Raw genomic sequence first — 4,957 nt, forward strand, 5'->3', positions numbered from 1 at the left:
ATAAATATTCTACAAAATATTATAAAAAAATGTTGTAATTTTGTAACTATAATGCTACAATTAAACTATAATAAAATGATAATGTAATAATATAAAACAAAGGGGTGGGTATATTGACTTCCAAATTAACTTTTACTGAAATTGGAAAAAGGCTTAAAGAGGCTCGTGAGTCATCTGCTTTTACACAGTCAGAAGTTGAAGAATTGACGGGTATTAATAGAGTAACTATTTCTAACATTGAAAGAGGACAGAAAAAAATTGATTCTTTATTACTAAAAAAATTGGCTGATCTTTATGGTTATTCTTTAATGTATTTTTTAGAGGAACCGGAGGAGTTTGAGGAAATATCTATTGCTTTTAGAACTGATGGTCTTAACGATAAAGAAAAAGAAAATATAAACTGGACAAAAAAATTATTATTTAATTTCAATGATCTTCAGGAAATAATGAAAGCAGGTGATTAATTATGCCCAATTTATTAGAGCAAAAAGCCAAAATACGAGCTAATCAAATAAGAGAAAAACTTGGATTTTTTAAAGAACCGGTTACTAATATTTTTGAACTAATTGAATCATTAAATATTTTATTAACCAAAAAACCTTTAAACAACTCTTCAATATCTGCTTATTTTCTCCATTATAAAAACAACTATTTATTTTTTATAAACAGTGCCCATACTCTGGGGCGACAGCATTTTTCAGCTGCTCATGAAATTTATCATTATTATTTTGATAAAGAATTAAACGGGACTATTTGTGATACTTTTAAGTTTAAAAATCAAAGGAATGAAAGTGAAACTCTAGCTGATTATTTTGCTGTTCATTTTTTAATGCCTGAAGATGGAATATATAAATTTTTTAATATTGTTGGTGATCAAGTAATTAATATCAATAAAATTATTAAAGCGCAAAATTATTTTAAAGTTAGTTTTAAAGCGATGTTGGTTAGATTAAAAGTTTTAGAATTAATAGATGAAGATCAATATAATGAGTTTTCTAATATTCATTTAAATTCTACCTTTGCTAAACTTGGATATTCTAGAGAGTTAATTCTTCCTACAAATGATATTTATATACCTCAGAGTTATCTTGAAATATTAAATGACAATTATGAACAAAATAAAATAACAGAAAATGCTTATAAAGAATATTTAGCTGATGTTGGTTTATCAATCAAAGACATACTGGTAAAGGAGGAGGTCGAGGATATTGTTGAAGAATCCTCCTTTGATTATTGATAACTGTGTTCTAGGCAATCTTTATTCTGCTGATGGACTTTATTTACTTCCTTTATTATATTAAAGATAACATAATTATTCCAACCCATGTACTTGAAGAAGCTACTTTAAAATCTGAACTTTATACTGAATTAACAAAAATGATTGAAGAAAAAGTATTTAAAATTTATCAAATTACTAAGCTAAATGAGATTAGAAGATTTGCTAAACTTGAAAGAAGGTTTAAAGACAATGGAGAATATCAGGCAAAAGGAGAAGCTGCAGTATTAACTATCGCTGAAATTTTTTCTGGAACAGTATGTAGTGATAATCTTAGTGATTGCTATTGTCAAGCGAAAAATGTACCACCCGATTTATTTAGAACTTTGTCGAATTAAATATTACTTTAGATTGTTACTCTCACTAATATTTAAAAATTATGGTGGGAGTTTTTCATTTCACAACCGCTATTTTTGTCGAATCCATTGAATTACCTTGTTATTTAAAGTATAATAAAAGATAAATACAGATGCAATTTTTTTGCTAGCTATTGCTTTACAAACAGGGGGATATTATGAAAACTAAGGAATTAATTATAAACACTATCCGCATTATCGGGGATGTTATTTTCGTTAATTTAGCTTTTTTGCTGGCTTTTAAACTGCGTTTCATTGGGGGAATACCAGCTCAAAACTACAATGACTATTTAAATATCATTCCATACACTTCAATATTTTCTGTGCTTTTATTCCAGATGTATAACCTCTACAGCAATCAGTTAAAAAGAAGATTAGATGAAGTATTCTATACCTTTATCCCCGCAACCTTTATCATTGTCCTATTTACAGGTGCAGTTACTTATCTAACTCATTCTTTAGCCTTTCCGCGCTCAGTTTATTTAATGTCTTTTCCTGCCCTTTTTGTAATTATGGTTAGTTGGCGTTATTTAACAATTGCCTTAGAGCGCCTGATTTCTAAAAAAGAAGAGATTATTGTTGTTGGTCGGGGAGAAAATACGGCTAAATTGATTAAAAACATAGTTCATTCGATGCATAAAAGTTATAACATAAAAGATGTAATAATAGATGATCCTGATTATCTTAAAGATTTAGATTTTGTAGATTTTAATTTATCCACTGATTTAAATAATCTAGAAGAAAAATTAATGGAGATAGAGGCAGATATAATATTTGTAGCTTCCAATTTAAATGAAGCTGAAAAAAAAGATGCCTTTTATGCAGCTTTAGAGAAAGACTGGGAAGTTTCGCTGGTACCTGAATTTTATGAGATTATGCTATTCGGTTCCAGATTGGAGCAGATTGGAGAAATGCCGGTTTTTGAGATTGTTCCACCTCACAATTCTATAGGGTTTTTCTTTAAGCGTTTAACAGATATTTTTCTCGCTTCAATTGGTCTGATTTTGAGTTTGCCCTTAACTCTGCCGGCGGCTATTGCAGTAAAACTGGAAAGCAGAGGACCTCTCTTTTTTACGCAGGAGCGGGTCAGCCGCCGGGGAGAAAAATTTGAAGTCTATAAATTCAGGACAATGGTTAATAATGCCGAGAAAAATACAGGACCTGTCCTGGCGCAAAAAAATGACAGCAGAGTAACTAAAATAGGTAAGTTTTTAAGAAAGACCAGAATCGATGAGATTCCACAGCTGCTCAATGTTTTAAAAGGAGATATGAGCCTGGTTGGCCCGAGACCGGAAAGGCCACACTTTGTGGGGCAGTTTGAAAAAGAAATACCACATTATAAATACCGCCACTTTATAAAAACAGGGATTACCGGTTTAGCCCAGGTTTATGGGTTTTATGATACAGATGCCGAAGATAAACTAAGGATGGACCTCTTATATGCCAATAAGCGGTCATTTGTCTTTGACTTAAAGATCTTATTAGAAACTCTAAAAGTTATTTTTATGGGGCATAAGGCAAATTAAAAAAGTTAGATATTTAATTACCCGGTGCTAATATTCTGCAGCAGCGGGTATTTTACTACTCAGATCAAGGGAGTTGAATATAAATGGAAGTATTAGTCACCGGAGGAGCAGGTTTTATCGGCTCCAATATAGTAGATGGCTTAATTGAGGCAGGTCATCAGGTAATAGTAGTTGATAATTTAAGCACAGGTAAAAAAGAAAATTTAAATGACCAGGCTGAGTTTTATAACTTAGATCTTAGAGATCAGAAATTAAAGGAAGTTTTTAAAGAAAATGAAATTAGCCATGTTATTCACCATGCAGCTCAGATAGATGTTCAGCATTCAATAAATGATCCTCTTTTTGATGCTCAAAACAATATTTTAGGTACTATTAATCTCTTAGAGTGCTGTAGAGCATACAAGGTGAAGAAAATCATTTATGCCTCTTCTGCAGCTGTCTATGGAGAACCAGATTATCTGCCTGTAGATGAAGAACATCCAATCAAAGCAATGTCACCCTATGGTATTAGCAAACATACTCCTGAGCATTACATAAAAATGTACAATGAGCTCTATGAACTTAAATATACTATTTTCCGCTATGCTAATGTCTATGGGCCCCGACAGGATCCAAAAGGAGAAGGTGGAGTTGTTTCAATTTTTGTCGATAAGATGCTGGCTGAAGAGAGGCCGGTAATTTTTGGTGATGGTCAGCAGACCAGAGACTTTGTTCATGTCTATGATATTGTAAAGGCCAATCTGCTTGCTTTAGATAATGGAGATAATATTCTGGTTAATATCAGCACCCAGAGTAGAGATAGTGTTAATGATCTGGTAGATCATTTAAATCAGATTTTACCCTATGAGATAAAAGCTATTTATCAGGAAGCCCGTAAAGGTGATATTTTGCATTCCTCTCTGGCAAATGGAAAGGCTAAAGAACAATTAGGCTGGACTCCTGGTTATGATTTTAAAGATGGGTTAGAGCAGACAGTTGGGTATTATTCAAAATAAAGGGTGAAGATAATGACCTATTTAAAAGATAAATTGCAGCAGCAGGGATATTTGACCAGAGATCAGTTAAAAGAGTATGCTAAAAACAATGGAATTAGTTATGCTTTAGTAAAAAAAGTATTATCTGATCTGGGGATTAAAATTTATGATATTAATCCAGGTGAAAAGGAAAAATCAATTTCTGCTGGATTTGAAAACTGTGTTCTCTGTGGTAAGAAGACTAAGATTAAATCCAGTCAGGAAGTTGAGACAAGAGATTACTTTGTAAAGGGAATCGGGCAACTCTGTAAGGAATGTTATCAGGATTTATAGTTATTATTTTACAGATGACTAAATTGTCTTTTAAATTATCTATTTGCTTTAGTCAAGCGAAAAACGTACCAGCTGCTAATAATAATAATAAATAAACTTGAGAAAACTTTCACTAAAATGCAGAAAAAATTATACTGACCAATAAATATAACTTATCAAAATAAAAGAGAGAGAACTTAATTTCTGGTTGGATTTTATTAAAGCTCAAAGTGAGGAAAAAAGAGATCTTTCTGATAAAATCTTAAATATTAAATCAGCAATTGAAACAATGAGTTTAAAAACTAAAAGCTTTATGGAATTTAAACTCAGGCAGAGCTATTTTCAAAATGAGGCATTTGCTTTCGAAGACAGGTTGGCAGATACAAAAAGAAAAATGGATAGTCTGCGGGATAGACTCTATCAAATAAATAATTTTAATGATGATATCTTTGATATTTTAGAAAAATCACTTTCCTACCTCAAAGAAACTGGTGATCCTTATCTGAGAGAAGT

General features: G+C 31.6%; 7 protein-coding genes. All 7 read left to right on the forward strand.

What is annotated here, in order from left to right:
- Positions 1 to 113: 113 nt before the first annotated feature.
- Positions 114 to 464, forward strand: coding sequence for a helix-turn-helix domain-containing protein (locus CI949_RS16750; protein WP_290768436.1), 351 nt, complete (start codon positions 114 to 116; stop codon positions 462 to 464).
- A gap of 2 nt (positions 465 to 466) precedes the next feature.
- Entirely contained in the window at positions 467 to 1,237 is a 771-nt protein-coding gene (locus CI949_RS16755; RefSeq protein WP_114458445.1) for an ImmA/IrrE family metallo-endopeptidase, read from the forward strand.
- A 32-nt stretch (positions 1,238 to 1,269) separates the two neighbouring features.
- Positions 1,270 to 1,614, forward strand: coding sequence for a hypothetical protein (locus tag CI949_RS16760; RefSeq protein ID WP_290768442.1), 345 nt, complete (start codon positions 1,270 to 1,272; stop codon positions 1,612 to 1,614).
- A gap of 176 nt (positions 1,615 to 1,790) precedes the next feature.
- Entirely contained in the window at positions 1,791 to 3,158 is a 1,368-nt protein-coding gene (locus CI949_RS16765; RefSeq protein ID WP_149796734.1) for a sugar transferase, read from the forward strand.
- A gap of 83 nt (positions 3,159 to 3,241) precedes the next feature.
- The gene (locus CI949_RS16770; RefSeq protein WP_149796733.1) at positions 3,242 to 4,153 is read left to right on the forward strand and encodes an SDR family oxidoreductase; all 912 of its coding nucleotides are present in this window, start codon (positions 3,242 to 3,244) and stop codon (positions 4,151 to 4,153) included.
- Positions 4,154 to 4,165: 12 nt separating this feature from the next.
- The gene (locus CI949_RS16775) at positions 4,166 to 4,465 is read left to right on the forward strand and encodes a hypothetical protein (RefSeq protein WP_290768446.1); all 300 of its coding nucleotides are present in this window, start codon (positions 4,166 to 4,168) and stop codon (positions 4,463 to 4,465) included.
- Between the two features lie 187 nt (positions 4,466 to 4,652).
- The coding region (locus CI949_RS16780; protein WP_290768449.1) for a hypothetical protein at positions 4,653 to 4,957 on the forward strand (305 nt) is incomplete at its 3' end.

Source organism: Halanaerobium sp. (assembly GCF_003070835.1).

Coding starts and splice junctions, on each gene's coding strand:
- CI949_RS16770 (WP_149796733.1), top strand. CDS start 3,242: ATGGAAGTATTAGTCACCGGAGGAGCAGGTTTTATCGGCTCCAATATA.
- CI949_RS16755 (WP_114458445.1), top strand. CDS start 467: ATGCCCAATTTATTAGAGCAAAAAGCCAAAATACGAGCTAATCAAATA.
- CI949_RS16775 (WP_290768446.1), top strand. CDS start 4,166: ATGACCTATTTAAAAGATAAATTGCAGCAGCAGGGATATTTGACCAGA.
- CI949_RS16760 (WP_290768442.1), top strand. CDS start 1,270: ATGGACTTTATTTACTTCCTTTATTATATTAAAGATAACATAATTATT.
- CI949_RS16765 (WP_149796734.1), top strand. CDS start 1,791: ATGAAAACTAAGGAATTAATTATAAACACTATCCGCATTATCGGGGAT.